This is a genomic window from Amycolatopsis sp. NPDC043885 (assembly GCF_056435685.1).
Genome location: NZ_JBWKEA010000021.1, coordinates 1 through 14,741, shown reverse-complemented (window position 1 = coordinate 14,741; position 14,741 = coordinate 1). Strand labels below are relative to the sequence as shown.

15 protein-coding genes are annotated in these 14,741 nt (G+C 68.7%); 14 read left to right on the top strand and 1 reads right to left on the bottom strand.

Annotated elements, in window-relative coordinates; all coding sequences use genetic code 11:
• Positions 1 to 22 precede the first annotated feature (22 nt).
• Positions 23 to 925 carry an acetaldehyde dehydrogenase (acetylating) gene (locus AC069I_RS37870; RefSeq protein WP_478267494.1) on the top strand — a complete coding sequence of 301 codons (903 nt, stop codon included), beginning with the start codon at positions 23 to 25 and terminating at the stop codon, positions 923 to 925.
• Positions 922 to 1,956, top strand: a complete 1,035-nt coding sequence (gene dmpG, locus AC069I_RS37865) for a 4-hydroxy-2-oxovalerate aldolase (protein ID WP_478267493.1) — start codon at positions 922 to 924, stop codon at positions 1,954 to 1,956. Before AC069I_RS37870 ends, dmpG begins: the two co-directional genes overlap by 4 nt.
• On the opposite strand, the gene AC069I_RS37860 is transcribed toward dmpG, so the two are convergent.
• Positions 1,947 to 2,540: a TetR/AcrR family transcriptional regulator gene (locus AC069I_RS37860; RefSeq protein WP_478232581.1), complete on the bottom strand. Its 594-nt coding sequence runs from the start codon at positions 2,538 to 2,540 to the stop codon at positions 1,947 to 1,949. The two genes, dmpG and AC069I_RS37860, sit on opposite strands and share 10 nt — an antisense overlap.
• A gap of 90 nt (positions 2,541 to 2,630) precedes the next feature.
• Here AC069I_RS37860 and AC069I_RS37855 point away from each other — a divergent pair, with 90 nt between their 5' ends.
• The 12 genes from AC069I_RS37855 (at position 2,631) to AC069I_RS37800 (ending at position 14,431) form a co-directional block, all read left to right on the top strand.
• On the top strand, positions 2,631 to 3,551 hold the full coding sequence (locus AC069I_RS37855; RefSeq protein WP_478267492.1) for an oxygenase MpaB family protein: 921 nt from the start codon (positions 2,631 to 2,633) through the stop codon (positions 3,549 to 3,551).
• A gap of 12 nt (positions 3,552 to 3,563) precedes the next feature.
• Entirely contained in the window at positions 3,564 to 4,589 is a 1,026-nt protein-coding gene (locus AC069I_RS37850; protein WP_478267491.1) for an LLM class F420-dependent oxidoreductase, read from the top strand.
• A 315-nt stretch (positions 4,590 to 4,904) separates the two neighbouring features.
• Positions 4,905 to 6,920 (top strand): neutral/alkaline ceramidase, encoded by a 2,016-nt coding sequence (locus tag AC069I_RS37845; RefSeq protein WP_478267490.1) that lies wholly within the window; start codon positions 4,905 to 4,907, stop codon positions 6,918 to 6,920.
• 17 nt (positions 6,921 to 6,937) lie between these two features.
• On the top strand, positions 6,938 to 7,897 hold the full coding sequence (locus tag AC069I_RS37840; RefSeq protein WP_478267489.1) for a sphingomyelin phosphodiesterase: 960 nt from the start codon (positions 6,938 to 6,940) through the stop codon (positions 7,895 to 7,897).
• 34 nt (positions 7,898 to 7,931) lie between these two features.
• Positions 7,932 to 9,236, top strand: coding sequence for an MFS transporter (locus AC069I_RS37835; RefSeq protein WP_478232585.1), 1,305 nt, complete (start codon positions 7,932 to 7,934; stop codon positions 9,234 to 9,236).
• Positions 9,233 to 10,633, top strand: a complete 1,401-nt coding sequence (locus tag AC069I_RS37830; protein WP_478230758.1) for a pyridoxal phosphate-dependent decarboxylase family protein — start codon at positions 9,233 to 9,235, stop codon at positions 10,631 to 10,633. Before AC069I_RS37835 ends, AC069I_RS37830 begins: the two co-directional genes overlap by 4 nt.
• Before the next feature lie 76 nt (positions 10,634 to 10,709).
• Positions 10,710 to 11,141, top strand: a complete 432-nt coding sequence (locus AC069I_RS37825) for an SRPBCC domain-containing protein (protein WP_478230757.1) — start codon at positions 10,710 to 10,712, stop codon at positions 11,139 to 11,141.
• The gene (locus tag AC069I_RS37820; protein WP_478230756.1) at positions 11,131 to 11,466 is read left to right on the top strand and encodes an ArsR/SmtB family transcription factor; all 336 of its coding nucleotides are present in this window, start codon (positions 11,131 to 11,133) and stop codon (positions 11,464 to 11,466) included. The genes AC069I_RS37825 and AC069I_RS37820 overlap by 11 nt, the downstream gene beginning before the upstream one ends.
• Positions 11,463 to 11,912: an SRPBCC family protein gene (locus AC069I_RS37815; RefSeq protein ID WP_478230755.1), complete on the top strand. Its 450-nt coding sequence runs from the start codon at positions 11,463 to 11,465 to the stop codon at positions 11,910 to 11,912. Before AC069I_RS37820 ends, AC069I_RS37815 begins: the two co-directional genes overlap by 4 nt.
• On the top strand, positions 11,909 to 12,598 hold the full coding sequence (locus AC069I_RS37810) for a DUF899 domain-containing protein (protein WP_478230754.1): 690 nt from the start codon (positions 11,909 to 11,911) through the stop codon (positions 12,596 to 12,598). The genes AC069I_RS37815 and AC069I_RS37810 overlap by 4 nt, the downstream gene beginning before the upstream one ends.
• A 21-nt stretch (positions 12,599 to 12,619) precedes the next feature.
• Positions 12,620 to 14,041: a class I adenylate-forming enzyme family protein gene (locus AC069I_RS37805; RefSeq protein WP_478230753.1), complete on the top strand. Its 1,422-nt coding sequence runs from the start codon at positions 12,620 to 12,622 to the stop codon at positions 14,039 to 14,041.
• A gap of 93 nt (positions 14,042 to 14,134) precedes the next feature.
• Positions 14,135 to 14,431 (top strand): hypothetical protein, encoded by a 297-nt coding sequence (locus tag AC069I_RS37800; protein WP_125794207.1) that lies wholly within the window; start codon positions 14,135 to 14,137, stop codon positions 14,429 to 14,431.
• Positions 14,432 to 14,741: the final 310 nt, after the last annotated feature.

Here is a 14,741-nt window from a genome sequence, read left to right as displayed (position 1 = left end):
CGCTCGGGGAGCGTCACCTGGCATGGCGCAACGGAAAGCGGTGGCCGCGATCGTCGGTCCCGGGAACATCGGCACCGACCTGCTCGCGAAGCTGAGGCGCAGCGAGCACGTCGAGGTGCGGTACATGGTCGGCGTGGACCCGGAGTCGGACGGGCTGGCCAAGGCCGCGGAACTGGGACTGGAGACCTCCGCCGGCGGCGTCGACTGGTTGCTGTCGCGCGACGAGCTGCCGGACCTGGTCTTCGAAGCGACCTCGGCGAAGGCGCATCTGGCGAACGCGCCGCGGTACGCCACCGCCGGGATCCGCGCGATCGACCTGACCCCGGCCGCGGTCGGCCCGTTCACCTGCCCCGCCGTGGGCTTGCCCGAACGGCTGGACGTGCCGAACGTCAACCTCATCACCTGCGGCGGCCAGGCCACCATCCCGATCGTGCACGCGGTGTCCCGGGTGACGCCGGTGCCCTACGCCGAGATCGTCGCGTCCGTCTCGTCGCGCTCGGCCGGGCCGGGCACCCGGGCGAACATCGACGAGTTCACCGCGACGACGGCGCGCGGGATCGAACTCGTCGGGGGAGCGAGCCGCGGCAAGGCGATCATCATCATCAATCCGGTCGAACCGCCGATGATCATGCGCGACACGGTGTTCTGCGCGATCGACCCGGACGCGGATTTCGACGCGGTGAGCGAATCCATCCACCGGATGGTCGAGACGGTCCAGGGTTACGTGTCCGGTTACACGCTCAAGGCGGATCCCCAATACGACCCACCCCGCCCGGGGTGGAGCGGGCAGGCGCGGGTCGCGGTGTTCCTGGAGGTCGCCGGGAACGGGGACTTCCTGCCGAAATACGCCGGGAACCTCGACATCATGACGGCCGCGGCCGCCCGTGTCGGTGACCTTCTGGCCACTCAGGAGGTGGCGGCATGAGCTGGGACGACGTGAACCGTGAGGTCCGACTGGTCGACACCAGCCTGCGCGACGGCAGCCACGCGATGGCGCACCAGTTCACCGAGAAGAACGTGCGCGACACCGTCCGGGCGCTGGACGACGCCGGGGTCTCGCTGGTCGAGGTCAGCCACGGCGACGGGCTCGGTGGCTCGACGTTCAACTACGGCTTTTCCCTTGTGGACGAACGAAAGCTGATCGCCGCGGCGGTCACCGAGGCACGGCACGCGAAGATCGCCGTTCTGCTGCTGCCGGGCCTCGGCACCGTCGGCGACCTGCGGGTGGCGGCCGACCTCGGCGCGGGCGCGGTCCGGATCGCGACCCATTGCACCGAGGCCGACGTGTCCGTCCAGCATTTCGGCGCGGCAAGGGAACTCGGGCTGGAGACCGTCGGTTTCCTGATGCTGTCCCATATGTCCACGCCCGAGGCACTGGCGAAACAGGGCCGGATCATGGTCGACGCCGGGTGTCAGTGCGTCTATGTCGTCGATTCCGCCGGGGCGTTGATCCTGGAGGACGCCGGTGAACGTGTCGCCGCGCTGGTGGCGGAATTCGGCGACGAGGCGCAGGTCGGTTACCACGGACACCAGAACCTGAGTTTCGGTGTCGCGAACTCGGTGCTCGCCTACCGGGCCGGCGCCCGGCAGATCGACGGTTCGCTCGTGGCGCTCGGCGCGGGCGCGGGCAACTCGCCGACCGAGGTTCTCGCGGCGACGTTCGAGCGACTCGGGATCCGCACCGGCGTCGACAAGGACGTGCTGATGGATGCGGCCGAAAACGTCGTGAAGCCCTACATCACGCGGCTGCCGGTGATGGACCGGTCGTCGATCGTGCAGGGCTTCGCAGGGGTGTACTCGAGTTTCCTCCTGCACGCCGAACGCGCCGCCGAGCGCTACGACGTCCCGGCGCACGAAATCCTGTATCGCGTCGGCGCCGCGAAATACGTGGGTGGGCAGGAGGACATGATCATCGACATCGCCCTGCAGCTGGTCGCCGAACGCGGTCAGGGTTGACGGTCGGCCCCGAGCACGAGGCGGACGCAGTGGTCGATCAGGCGCTCGCGGCTCACCTTGAGCGAGCCGTCGAGGTAGGCGATGAACACGTTGCTCAGCGCGCCGACCAGCCCGATCGACGTCATCTGCCGTTCGGCCGCGTCACCATGGGACAGCTGCCCGCTGACCAGTTCGGCGAACGAGGGGAGGAGCGCGATGCCGCGCGTGGTCAGCGCGGGGTCGGTGATCGGCGCGAGCAGGAGCACGCGGCCTTTGCGCGGATCGTCGAGCATCAATTCGACGAAGGCGCGGACCGCGGCCTTCGCTCGTTCGGCGGGTTCGGCCGTGTCGCTGACCGCGTCGACGAGGGCCTGCCGCGCCTGCGCGCCGATGTGCTCGTAGACCGCGACGACGAGTTCCTCGCGGTCGGCGAAGCTCTCGTAGAAATACCGCTCCGTCAGCTTGGCGTGACGGCACACCGCGCGGACGCTCACCCCGGCGCTGCCCTGGGTCCCGAGCAGGTCGAGGCCCGCGTCGACGAGTTGTCCCCGCCGTGCGGCCTTGCGGTCGTCCAGGGTCGTGCCTGCCCAGCTGCGGCCGGCCATGATCGGCTCCTCTTGTTGACTACGGCCGTTGTCAACTTTAACCTGACAACAGTTGTGGTCAATTTAACCAGCTCAGTGAGGAGACCGGGGATGACACAGCCGCGGCCGCTCGGACCGGATTCGCTGACCTGGAAGTACTTCGGGGACTGGCGTGGGCTGCTCATCGCGCTGTGGGCCGGATCCATGCAGAACATGCACCCCGAGCTGGGCGCGGGCGTCGAGGAGCACTCGCGGTTCTTCGAGGAACGCTGGCAGCGTCTGTTCCGCTCGCTGTACCCGATCGGGGGAGTGATCTACGACGGCCCGCGCGCCCGGCAGACCGCGCTGGAAGTGCGTGGCTACCACGGTCGGATCAAGGGCGTCGACAAACACGGGCGGCGCTATCACGCGCTCAACCCGGACACGTTCTACTGGGCGCATTCGACGTTCTTCGTGAGCGCGATCCTCATCGCCGACAACTTCTGCGGCGGGATCGGCGAGGCCGAGAAGCGGAAGCTGTTCGACGAGCACGTCCAGTGGTACGAGATGTACGGCATGAGCATGCGCCCGGTACCGGAATCGTGGGAGGACTTCCAGCTGTACTGGAAGCGCATGTGCGAGGACGTGCTGGAGGACAACAAGGCCACGCGCGACGTCCTCGACATCAAGGACCTTCCGAAGCCGAATTTTCTCCCGTGGCTGCCGGACTTCGCCTGGCACCTCGTCCGCGGGCAGGTGGCGCGGAACTTCGTCTGGCTGACGGTCGGCCTGTACGACCCGCCGATCCGCGAGCGGCTCGGCTACACCTGGACCGAACGCGACGAGCGACGCCATCGCCGGGTGGGGAAGCTGATCAACGCGGCGTTCAAGCTGGTCCCGCGAGACCGCCGCTATCATCCGCGTGCCAGGGCGGGCTGGCGCCGGGAGCGTGGCGAACTGGCCCCGGACGCGCCGTTGGTCGAGACTCCCGCGAGGAACCTTCCGCCGCTTTCGGAGCGGGGCAAACCCGAGCACTACTCACCGAACGTCTGACTAGGAGCCTCGATGAAGCTGGGTTACCACCTCGGTTACTGGTCGTCCGGCCCGCCGGAGGGCGCACTGGACGCGGTCTCGCGGGCCGAAGAACTCGGCTTCGATTCCGTGTGGACCGCCGAGGGCTACGGCTCGGACGCGTTCACCCCGCTCGCCTGGTGGGGCGCGTCGACCAGCCGGATCAAGCTCGGCACCAACATCGTCCAGATGTCGGCGCGTACCCCGACCGCGACGGCCATGCACGCGCTGACGTTGGACCACCTGTCCGGCGGCCGGTTCGTGCTCGGGCTCGGCGCGTCCGGGCCGCAGGTGGTCGAAGGCTGGTACGGACAGCCCTATCCGAAGCCGCTCGCCCGCACCCGCGAGTACGTCGACATCGTGCGGAAGGTCGTCGCGCGCGAGGCGCCGGTGACCCACGACGGGCAGCACTTCCAGTTGCCGCTGCGGGGCGGCACGGGGCTCGGCAAACCGCTGAAGTCCACAGTGCATCCGTTCCGCAAGGAGATCCCGATCTTCCTCGCCGCGGAGGGGCCGAAGAACGTGGCGCTGTCGGCGGAGATCTGCGACGGCTGGCTCCCGTTGTTCTTCTCGCCCAAGAGCGACGCCTTCTATCGGGCAGCACTGCAGGAGGGCTTCTCGCGTCCCGGTGCCCGGCACGGTTTCGACGACTTCGAGGTCGCCGCGTCCGTCCCGGTGCTCGTCCACGACGACGTCGAGGAGGCCGCGAGCCGGATCAAGCCGTCGCTCGCGCTGTACATCGGCGGCATGGGTGCGAAATCGGTCAACTTCCACCACGACGTCTTCGCCCGGATGGGGTACGAGGACGTCGCCGACAAGGTGCAGGAGCTGTACCTGGCAGGCCGCAAGGACGAGGCGACCGCGGCGATCCCGACGTCGCTGGTCGAGGACACCTCACTGATCGGACCGGCGGAAAAGATCCGTGACGAACTCGCCGCGTGGGACGAGACCGTCGTGACCACGCTGCTTTTGCGGGGCGATGCCGCGACGCTCACGAAGGTCGCGGAGACCCTTTCGTAGCGGTTCTCATGAGAGGTAAGGGCGGTCGTGAGTGGCAATGATCGTTCTAACCCTCTTCGCCACTCGCGACCCCCGCGTGGGAACGGATCAGCCCTGGTCTCGGCGTGCGGTCGGCTGGAGCCGAGGCGAACTCGCGTTGATGAAGGATTTGGGACGTTGAGTGTCCCAAATCCTTCATGGACGATCCCAGGGGTCGCCTCGTCGGTAGCGCCCTTCGTCCCGCCTTTCGTGGGGTTGCGACAGTGAGGCCCATCACGTAGCGTCCCGGCCACGAACATGAAGTCGGTTCATGTTCGTGGCCGGGAGGTGCGACTCATGACGGTGAGCCGGAGGCGGGTTCTCGCGGGTGCGGCGGCGTTGCCCAGCGCGGCGAGCATGCTCGGCGCCCAGCAGGCGCAAGCGGCGTCGGCGAAGGGTTTCCGTGTCGGCGTCGGCATTTCCGACGTCACCGGACCGGCCGCCGAGAACGGCATGATGGGCTACTCGATGCCGCAGCAGCAGACCGCCGGCATCCACCTTCGCACCCGGGCGCGCGCCTTCGTGGTCGACGACGGCGGCAAGCGGATCGCCTTCGTCACCGCCGACCTCGGCGCGCTGTTCCAGTCCGTCCACCAGGGCGTGCTGCGCAAGCTCCACGCCGCGTACGGCGACCTGTACACCGAGCAGAACGTCCTCCTCAACGCCACGCACACCCACTCCGCGTGCGGCGGGGATTCCCATTACGCCGCCTACGATCTGGCGATCCTGGGCTTCCAGCAGCAGGTGTACGACGCGCACGTCGACGGGATCTTCGAGGCGATCGGCCGGGCGCACGCGAACCTCGCGCCCGGATCGATCCGGCTCGGCCGTGCCGAGCTGACCAAGGCCAGCGTCAACCGCTCGCGCAAGGCCTTCGACCTGAACCCGCAGGCGGACAAGGATCATTTCCCGCAGGCGATCGACCCGGCCGTCACGGTCCTGCGCTTCAGCCAGAACGGCGTCGACGTCGGCGCGATCAGCTGGTTCGCCACGCACGGGACGTCGATGAGCAACGGCAACCACCTGATCAGCGGCGACAACAAGGGGTACGCCGCCTACGAATGGGAACACGACCACGCCGGCGTGCGGTACCTCGACGGGAACCCGCGGTTCGTCGCCGCCTTCCCGCAGACCAACACCGGTGACATGAGCCCGAACCTGAACCTCGAACCCGGCACGCCCGAAACCGAGTTCGAGAACACCCGCACGATCGGTGACCTCCAGTTTCGCGCGGCGAAGAGCGCCTTCGACGCCGCGGCCGAGGCCGTGACGGGCGGCGTCGACCACCGGATGTGCTACGTGGACATGTCCGATGTGGCCGTCGACGCGAAGTACACCCCGAACGGGCGGCCGCAGCGCACCTGCACGGCCGCGATCGGGGTGTCGATGCTGGCGGGCAGCCGCGAGGACGGACCCGGCCTGCCGCTCCCCGAAGGCGTGAAGAACCCGTTCATCGACTGGCTCGGCGGCATCGACGCGCCAATTCCGCAGGCACTCGCCGACGCGCACGCGCCGAAGGTGATCGCGGTGCCGTTCGGCGCGATGAGCCCGTATCCGTGGGTGCCGGAGGTCCTGCCGCTGCAGCTCGTCCGGATCGGGCAGCTGCACCTCGTGGCCGTGCCCGCCGAGCTGACCATCGTCGCCGGACTGCGCCTGCGCCGGACCGTCGCCGCCGAACTCGGTGTCCCGCTGGAGAACGTGCTCGTCCAGGGGTACGCCAACGCGTACAGCCAGTACGTCACCACGCCCGAGGAGTACGACTCGCAGCAGTACGAAGGCGCGTCGACCCTGTACGGCCGGTACACACTTCCGGCGTACCAGCAGGAATTCGCCAAACTCGCGGCCGCGATGAAGGCGGGATCGGCGGTGCCGCACGGGCCGACGCCTCGCGATCTGCGCGGCAAGCTGATCAACTTCCAGCCCGGGGTCGTCTTCGACAGCCCGCCCGCGTTCAAGAACTTCGGTGACGTCCTGGTCGACGCGAAGAGCACCTACGCGCGCGGCGAGCAGGTCGCGGTCGAGTTCGTCACCGGGCATCCGAAGAACGACCTGCGGCGCGGCGGCACGTTCCTGGAGATCCAGCGGCTGGCCGACGGCAAGTGGGTCCGGCACGCCGACGACGGCGACTGGGACACGAAGTACCACTGGGCGCGGACGTTCGTCGCCGAATCGAAAGCCGTCGTCCACTGGAAGATCCCCGCGAACGCCCCGATCGGCAAATATCGCGTGATCCACTTCGGAAACTGGAAGAACGGCTGGAACGGGGCGATCTCCGCGTTCAGCGGGACTTCGCGGACATTCGTCGTCTCCTGACACCGGAAGGGTCTTTCGTGCGGAAGCTCGCCGTACTCGCCATCGCCGCCGCGATGTTCGCCGGAACCGCCGTGCCCGCCCAGGCGGCGGTCTCGGTGAAGGTCATGGCGTTCAACATCTGGCAGCTGCCCTGGATCGCCAGTCCGAACACTTCGGACAAACAGGCCAGGGCTCGCGCGGCGGAGGACGTCATCCGCGCGAACGACGCCGACGTCGTCGTCCTGGACGAGGCTTTCAGCACCCAGGCGGAGGAACTGCGGAACCGGCTGAAGGACGCCTGGCCGCACCAGACCCCGCTCGTCGGCCAGTACTGTTCCACGTCGCCCGGCTGGACCACGGTGAACGGGAACTGCTCGAATTCCCCCGTAGTGGTCAACGGCGGGGTCACCGTGCTCAGCAAGGCGCCGGTGACCGAGCAGCACCAGCTGGTCTTCCGCAATTCCTACTCGGGCACGGCGGACTACCTTTCCAACAAGGGAGCCGCGCTCGCCCGCCTGGTCGTCAACGGGAAGCCGGTGTGGATCGCGGGTACGCACCTGCAGGCGGACGAGGGACCGGAGACGCTGCCGAAGGCGCACGAGATCCGGATGACGCAGCTGGGCGAGATCCGGGACCTGGCCACGAAATACGCTCCCGCGCGCGAACCGGTCGTCATCGCCGGCGACCTGAACATCGAGTACTGGGCGGGACAGGCGCGCAAGGATTCCCTCGGCCGCACCCAGGCCCAGCAGGGCGAAGCCTTCCTCGACGGCATCCTCCGCACGACGGGCGAAGGCGCGTACACCTTCGATGCGGCCACCAACCCGAACGCGGCGAAGTCCGTTCCGGCGACCTACCGCGACTCGCTGGACTACGTCGGCGCCGTGCGCGCGGGCGGCCGTCCACTCGCCGCTGTCGGCCCGGTACAGCTCGTGTATTACGACGGTGGCACGATTCCCTCCGACCACTACCCGGTGGTGGCCAAGATCCAATACTGAGGCCTTCATCGGGAGAACCGCCTCGAGGAGGATCATGGCAGCCCTGCCAGCACGGACGAGGTACCGCTACTCGCTCGGCTCGTTCGTCACCGGCCCCTTCGGCACGGTTCCCGGCCTGCTCCTCCTGAAGTACCTCACCGACACGATGGGCGTCGCCGCGGGCGTGGCCGGCGCGATCGTGTTCATTCCCAAGGCGTGGGACGTGCTCTTCAACCCGATCGCGGGAAGGCTGTCGGACGCGGACATGGTCCGCACCGGCAGCCGCCGCCGGTTCCTGCTCTTCGGCGGTATCGGCGTGTCGATCCTCTTCGCAGCCCTGTTCGCCCACCCCGGCTTCGGCGGCCCGGTGCCCGACGCGATCTACGTCGTCGTCGTGTTCCTGTTGTGCGCCACCGCGTACGCGTTCTTCCAGGTGCCGTTCAACGCGTTGCCCGCCGAACTGACCGACAACGCCGAGGAACGCACGAAGCTGACCAGCATCCGGATCGGCTTCCTCGCGGTCGCCATCCTGATCTGCGGCGGCGGGGCCCCGGCGATCACCGAACTCGTCGGCGGCGTCACCGGTTACCGCGTCATGGGCGTGTTCATCGCCGTGATCATCCTGCTGGCGACCCTCGGCGTGTACTTCGGGCTGAAGGACGCGCCGGTCGGCGCACTGCGGCCGAACACGGTGAGCCCGCGTGAACTGCTCCGGACGCTCGCGCAGTGGCGGCCGTTCCGCTGGCTGCTCGGGGTCTACTTCGTCCAGGCACTCGGAATCGGCACGGTGCTGGCCGCGATCCCGTTCTTCGCCGAACGGATCCTCGGCAGCTCCGGCTACTCCACGGTCCTGTTCGTCGGTTTCGTCGGCCCGGCGCTGCTGACCATGCCGCTGTGGCCCAAACTCGGGGCGAGTGTCGGGAAACTGGTCGGGTTCCGGCTCGCCACCGCCGCGTTCGGCGTCGGTCTGTTCGGGCTTCTCGGCGCGAAGGTGTTCCCGTTCCCCGTCACGATGGTGTTCGTCGCTTTCTGCGGCGTCGGCTACGCGGGGATCTCGGTGTTCCCGCTGGCGATCCTGCCGGACCTGATCAGCGACGAAGAGGAGCGGACCGGGGAGACCAGGGCCGGGGTCGCGGCCGGTGTCTGGACGGCGTCGGAGACGCTGGGGCTCGCGCTCGGACCGGGGCTCTGGGGGCTGGTGCTGCAGTTCGGCGGCTATCAGTCCAGCCTCGACGCCAAGGTCGCGCAGCCGGACAGCGCGCTCACGGCGATCCTGCTCGGCGCGTCGATCCTCCCGGCGGTGCTGATCCTGTTCGGCATTCCGCTGCTGCGGAAGTCGGTACTGGAGCGCCGGTCGTGACCGCCGAGGACATCCTGAAGGAGCTTCGGGAACTGCGGGCGGGCGACCTGCCGACCCACGGCGGCCGGACGCTCGCGTACGTCTACGACAGCGGTCTGTCCGAAGTGGACGAACTCGGCGCGGCCGCGCACGCGCTGGCGTCGTCGGCGAACGGCCTCGACCCGACGGCGTTCCCGAGTCTGCTGCGGATGGAGAACGACCTCGTCGGCGCCGCGGCGCGGCTGCTGGGCGGTACGGCGGAGACGGCCGGTTCGGTGACCTCGGGCGGTACGGAGTCGTGCATGCTCGCCGTCCTGGCCGCCCGCGACGCGCGTCCCGACGTGTCCACGCCGAGTATCGTGCTGCCCACGACCGCGCACGCGGCGTTCCACAAGGCGGCGCATTTCTTCGGCGTCCGCGTGGTTTCGGTGCCGATCGATCCTGTGACCTTCCGCGCGGTCCCGGAGGCGATGGCCGCCGCGGTCGACGACAGCACGGTGCTCGTCGTCGCGAGCGCGCCGTCCTACGCCCACGGCGTCCTCGACCCGATCCCCGAGATCGCCGTGCTGCTCGACGGCGTCCGCTTCCACGTCGACGCCTGCATCGGTGGCTGGGTGCTGCCGTACTTGGGGCTCGGCCCGTTCGGTTTCGACGTCCCCGGTGTCACCAGCGTCTCGGTCGATCTGCACAAGTACGCCTACTGCCCGAAAGGCGTGTCGGTTCTGTTGCACGCCAACGCGGACCTTCGCCGGCCGCAGTACTTCGCCAGCGCGGACTGGCCCGGCTACACGATGCTGAACACCACGCTGCAGAGCACGCGATCCGGCGGCCCGCTAGCCGCGGCCTGGGCCGTCGTGCGTCACGTCGGCGACGAGGGTTACCGGAAGCTGGCTTCGGCGGCCCGTGACGCGGCCGTCGAGATCCGGGCCGGGATCGAGGCGCTGGACGGGTTGCGGGTCCTCGGCGATCCAGTGTCGACCCTGCTGGCCTTCACCGTGGAGGACGGCGCGGGTTTCGACTTGTTCACCGTCGCGGACGAGATGCGGGAGCGCGGCTGGTACGTCCAGCCGCAGTTCGCCCACGAGTCGTCGCCCGCGAACCTGCATCTGACCGTGACGGCCGCGAACCGCGGGAGCGAGAAGGACTTCTTGGCCGATCTCGCCGCGTCGGTCGTGGCCGCCCGCGAAGCGGGGCCGGTCGTCGTCGACCCGCAAGTAGCCGAGTTCGTCGCGGCGCTGGACCCGGCGACGCTGACGCCGGAGCAGTTCGCCGGACTGCTGGCGGCCGCGGGTCTCGGCGGCGCGGCCGGATTGCCCACCCGGATGGCGGAGATCAACGCGCTGCTGGCCACGGCACCCGGTCCGTTGCGCGAACGGCTGTTGCTCGAATTCCTCGGCTCGCTGTACGCGGCTTCCTGAAACCAGCCTTGACGCAATCGTCCGGTTGCTATACAAAGTTATAGCAACCGATTGATTGCTACTTGAGGAGGCTGTCGTGGGATTCCCCGACCGAATCGAACGCACCGTCGAGATCGCCCATCCGCCCGCGAAGGTCTGGGCCGCGCTGACCACGGCCGAGGGCCTGGGCACCTGGTTCGGGAACCAGGCGAGCATCGACCTGCGGCCCGGCGGTGAGGCCGAGATGAAATGGGACGAGGGGCACAAGGCGAACATGCGCGTCGAGCGCGTCGAGGAACCGGAGATCTTCGGCTTCACCTGGAACATCTACGGTCTGCCCGACGACGATCCTCGTCGCACCTATGTCGAGTTCACGCTCGTCCGGAACGGAGAAGGTACGCGGCTCACCGTCGTCGAGTCCGGCTTCTCCCAGCTGCCGGACGACGCACACCAGGTCGCGTTCGAAGGGAACACGGACGGGTGGGCGGCCGAGCTGGGCGAACTGATCGAATACCTCGATGCCGCCTGACATCGAAACGATCGCCGAACAGGTCTTCGTCGCCTTGGCCGACCCGAGCAGGCGGAGCATTCTCGCCGTCCTCGCCTCGGGCGGCCCGGCCACGGCGACCGACCTGGCGGACCGGCTGCCGATCACGCGGCAGGCCATCGCCAAGCACCTCGCACTGCTCACCGACGCGGGGCTGGTGATCCCGGAACAGGGGGAGCGGCGCCGCGTCCGCTACCGGCTGCATTCGGCCCCGATGCAGGTCGCCCAGCAGTTCCTCGCCGCGCTCGCCCGTGATTGGGACGGGCCGCTCGCGGCTCTGAGAGACCATCTGGAGGGTTCATCATGAGCTTCACGACGAGTTTCACCGTGGATCAGACGCCGCAACAGGTCTTCGACGCGTTCAACGACGTACGCGGGTGGTGGTCGGAAGAGGTCGTGCACTCCGGCGACGAGTTCGAGTACCACTACGAAGAGGTCCACCGCTGCCGGATCCGGATCACCGAGTCCGTGCCGGGCCGCAAGGTCTCCTGGCTGGTCCTCGAGAACCACTTCGACTTCACCCGCGACGAGACCGAATGGGTCGGCACCACGATCACGTTCGAGATCGGCGAGAAGGACGGCAAGGCCGAAGCGCGCTTCACCCACCACGGGCTGGTCCCGGAGTACGAATGCTTCGATGTCTGCCACAAGGCATGGACCTTCTACGTCGGCACCAGCCTGCGGGAGCTGATCACGACCGGCGAAGGACAGCCGAACCGGCAAAGTGTCCTGCCCGCGGAGCTGGCGGGATGAACACGGTGTCCGCGGCCGAATGGGAAGAGGCGCGCCTTCGGTTGCTGGTGAAGGAAAAGGAACTGACCCGAGCCCGTGACGCGCTCGCCGCCGAGCGGCGCCGGATGCCGTGGCTCGCGGTCGAGAAGCCGTACGAGTTCGAAGGGCCGTCCGGCGCGGTGAATCTGCTCGACCTGTTCGAGGGACGCCGTCAGCTGATCGTCTACCGGGCCTTCTTCGACCCCGGTGTGGAAGGGTTCCCCGACCACGCCTGCAAAGGCTGCTCGCTGGTGGCCGACCAGGTGGCGCACGTCGCGCATCTGAACGCCCGTGACACCACCCTGGCCTTCGTTTCCCGGGGCGGGCAACCGGATATCGCGCGGATGAAGGCGCGGATGGGCTGGACGATGCCGTGGTACACGATCGCCGGCGACTTCGACGTCGACTTCGGGGTCGGCGAATGGCACGGCACCAACGCCTTCATCCGTGAAGGCGACCAGGTGTTCCGGACGTACTTCGTCAACGATCGCGGCGACGAGGCGATGGGGAGCACCTGGAGCTACCTCGACATCACCGCGCTGGGGCGGCAGGAGGCGTGGGAGGATTCGCCGGAGGGCTGTCCACAGACGCCGCCGTACGAGTGGTGGAACTGGCACGACGCCTACGAGGGTGCCGCTCCGGCCGGTGGCTGCTGCTCGGGGTCTTGACCCTGGGTTAGGGTCCGGCCGGTGGAGAGTCTGTTCTTGACCCGTGTGCTGGCCGCGCTGCGCTCGGGAGGCGACGAGGTGCTGTTCGTCCAGGACGGCGTGGAGACCGGCTACGGGCAGGCGCTCGACTTGGTGCGCCGGATGTACGCGGGACTGCCGGAGGGCGGGGTGGTCGCCATCGACGCCGGAAACCGGCCGGAAACCGTCCTCCTGCAGATCGCCGCACAGCTACGGGGTTCGACGGTGCTGCTCGTGGCGGCGTCGGCGAGTTCGCCGGATCGCCTCGCCGCGGTAAAGGCGGCCGGTGTCACGACCCTGGTGACCGAGCAGCCGGCGGACTGGCCCGTCGACGTCGAGCGGGTGATCGCGCTCGACGAACTGATGGACCGCGACGGTACCGACCCGGCGGGACTGCCGGGTTCGGTCACCGTCATCTTTCCGACCGGGGGTACCACCGGGACGCCGAAACTCATCCGGCACAGCGGGATCTACGACGGGATGGCGCATATTTTCGCGCCGGATCCGGCGGGGCCGGGACGCACGCTGCTGATCGCGCCGATGACGCATATGACCGGCAACGCCACCGTGCTGGGGGCGATCCTGCGGCGGGAGAGTGTCGTCCTGCTGCGGGGCTTCGACGCGGGTACGGTACTCGACACGATCGTGGAACACCGGATCACCGCGTTGTCCCTCACGCCCGCGCGCCTGGCCGAGGTGCTCGACCATCCGGCCATGACGTCGAGCGATGTCAGCAGTGTGCGGCAGCTTTCACTGGGTGCCGCCCCGCTTCCGCCGAGACGGCTGGCTCAGGCGCTCGAAGTGTTCGGGCCCGTGGTCGGGCAGGGATACGGGCTCACCGAGGCGCCGATGATCGCGAGCATCTCCGCGGCGGAGCTCGCCGGGCGGCCGGAGCGGCTCGAGTCCGTGGGCCGGATCGTGCCGGGCATGGAGGCCAGGATCGACGACGGGGAGGTCCTGGTGCGTGGACTGTCCATGATGGTCGGTTACCACGGGGCGGCGCCGATCGGGGACGGCTGGCTGCGGACCGGTGATCTCGGGTGGTTCGACCACGAGGGGTACCTCTACTTGCTGGACCGGGCGAACGACGTCATCATCACCGGCGAGCACGGCACCAAGGTGTATTCGACCGTGGTCGAGAACGCGCTCGCGCGGCATCCGCTGATCCGCTCCGTGGCCGTGTTCGGTGTGCCTGGCGACGGCGGTGAGGGCGAGCGGGTCCACGCCGTGGTGGTGCCCGCTGTTTCAGGTGCTTTGACCGCCGAAGAGGTCCGGATTCAGGCCAGGGTGTTCTTCGGGCGCGAGCATTTCGTCCCGTCCGATGTGGACTTCGCCGACGCGCTGCCGCTGACGGCGATCGGCAAGGTCGACAAGCGGGCGCTCCGGGAGCCGTTCTGGGCCGGGCACCGCCGCCGCATCGCCTGATCGGGCACTCGGTCGGGTGAGAGTGCTGCTGGGCCCGTAAACCGGTGCTACGGTCCGCCTGATCAGGCATTTCCGATCAGGAAGGACCCGGTGATGACCGCCGCGCACACCGAACACGCCGGCCATACGCACGCTCACGGCGAAGGATGCGGCCATGTCGCCGTGCCCCACGGCGACCACGTCGACTACGTGCACGACGGGCACCTGCACCGCGCACACGACGGGCATTTCGACGAGTGCGAGACCGGCGACCACATCCCGCACCAGGGTCACGACCACGCCCACGGCGAGGGCTGCGGCCATGTCGCGGTGCCGCACGGCGACCACGTCGACTACCTGCACGACGGCCACCGCCACGCCGCGCACGGGGACCACTACGACGACCACTGACCTCGCGCTGGCTTGCCCGCCACAGTGGCGGAAGTGCGCCAGATGAGGTGGTCGTGAGCGGCGAGCGGCATCGCCGAGACCTGACGCGCGTCCTCGACCGTCCACAAGGGACATCTCCCGTGCTCGGCGTGCCCGATTTGATCACTTTGCCCGACTGGGCGAGGGGGTCGTGGGGGGGGGGGGGGGGGGGGGAAACACACCCCCCCCCCCCCCCCCCCCCCCCCCCACAAACACAGCCCCCCCTTCGTTCTGTTCCCCCTCTCCAGACCGCCCTCCTCCCGCCACCCATCTCCCCCCTCTTGTCGTGCCT

What these genes read in the sequence shown, in the direction of transcription:
- AC069I_RS37870 (WP_478267494.1), top strand. Translation starts at nt 23, where the DNA reads ATGGCGCAACGGAAAGCGGTGGCCGCGATCGTCGGTCCCGGGAACATC.
- dmpG (WP_478267493.1), top strand. Translation starts at nt 922, where the DNA reads ATGAGCTGGGACGACGTGAACCGTGAGGTCCGACTGGTCGACACCAGC.
- AC069I_RS37860 (WP_478232581.1), bottom strand. Translation starts at nt 2,540, where the DNA reads ATGGCCGGCCGCAGCTGGGCAGGCACGACCCTGGACGACCGCAAGGCC.
- AC069I_RS37855 (WP_478267492.1), top strand. Translation starts at nt 2,631, where the DNA reads ATGACACAGCCGCGGCCGCTCGGACCGGATTCGCTGACCTGGAAGTAC.
- AC069I_RS37850 (WP_478267491.1), top strand. Translation starts at nt 3,564, where the DNA reads ATGAAGCTGGGTTACCACCTCGGTTACTGGTCGTCCGGCCCGCCGGAG.
- AC069I_RS37845 (WP_478267490.1), top strand. Translation starts at nt 4,905, where the DNA reads ATGACGGTGAGCCGGAGGCGGGTTCTCGCGGGTGCGGCGGCGTTGCCC.
- AC069I_RS37835 (WP_478232585.1), top strand. Translation starts at nt 7,932, where the DNA reads ATGGCAGCCCTGCCAGCACGGACGAGGTACCGCTACTCGCTCGGCTCG.
- AC069I_RS37820 (WP_478230756.1), top strand. Translation starts at nt 11,131, where the DNA reads ATGCCGCCTGACATCGAAACGATCGCCGAACAGGTCTTCGTCGCCTTG.
- AC069I_RS37815 (WP_478230755.1), top strand. Translation starts at nt 11,463, where the DNA reads ATGAGCTTCACGACGAGTTTCACCGTGGATCAGACGCCGCAACAGGTC.
- AC069I_RS37810 (WP_478230754.1), top strand. Translation starts at nt 11,909, where the DNA reads ATGAACACGGTGTCCGCGGCCGAATGGGAAGAGGCGCGCCTTCGGTTG.
- AC069I_RS37800 (WP_125794207.1), top strand. Translation starts at nt 14,135, where the DNA reads ATGACCGCCGCGCACACCGAACACGCCGGCCATACGCACGCTCACGGC.